This is a genomic window from Streptomyces sp. WG5, assembly GCF_049974565.1.
Classification (GTDB): Bacteria; Actinomycetota; Actinomycetes; order Streptomycetales; family Streptomycetaceae; genus Streptomyces.
In genome coordinates this window covers 1-558 of sequence record NZ_JBNGGC010000187.1, presented here as the reverse complement: position 1 = coordinate 558, position 558 = coordinate 1, and the positions used below count along the sequence as shown (strand labels likewise).

The 558-nt window shown below is 67.6% G+C and carries 1 protein-coding gene; it reads left to right on the top strand.

Annotated features, from left to right (window positions below; genetic code table 11):
• Positions 1-349 precede the first annotated feature (349 nt).
• Positions 350-558 (top strand): TonB-dependent receptor plug domain-containing protein (locus tag ACP4IX_RS36540; protein WP_426558988.1); only part of this gene is annotated, 209 nt, incomplete at its 3' end.

Below are 558 nucleotides of genomic sequence, written 5' to 3'. Positions count from 1 at the left end.
ATTCCAGAAAGCCGCGGCTGCTAGTTCTTTTCTCGACAGAGCCGTGGCGTTACGGCTGCCTCATCAGTCGCATGGGGCGTGACAAGTGGGAATGCTGGGTGCTGGAGCGAAAGCTCCGATCGTTGTTTGTGTAGGGGTGGCGTTGGCGGGGTATGCAACGGCGGGAGCCGCGCAGACCGCGGGAAGCGGGCAGGGCGCAGCGGTGTTGCCGCCGGTAACCGTGGAGGCACCGAAACAACGGACGCAACCGCGCACGACGGCGTCGCGCGGTTCGCGCGCGGCACGCAGCGACCGGCCGAGGCACGCTGCCAACCGCAACGTACCGAGTGCTCCACCGCACGCCGAGACGGTGGCGAGCCGCGGCTCGTTCCGCGAAGGCAATGGTCCGATCCAGGGCTACGTCGCGCATCGCACGTTGGCGGGAACCAAGACCAACACGTCGATCCTCGAAGTGCCGCAGTCGATGTCGGTGATCGGCGCCGACCAGATCCGCGACCAGGGCGCGCGCTCGGTGGTGCAGGCGATCGGCTACACCCCGGGGATCGTCACCAACAGCCC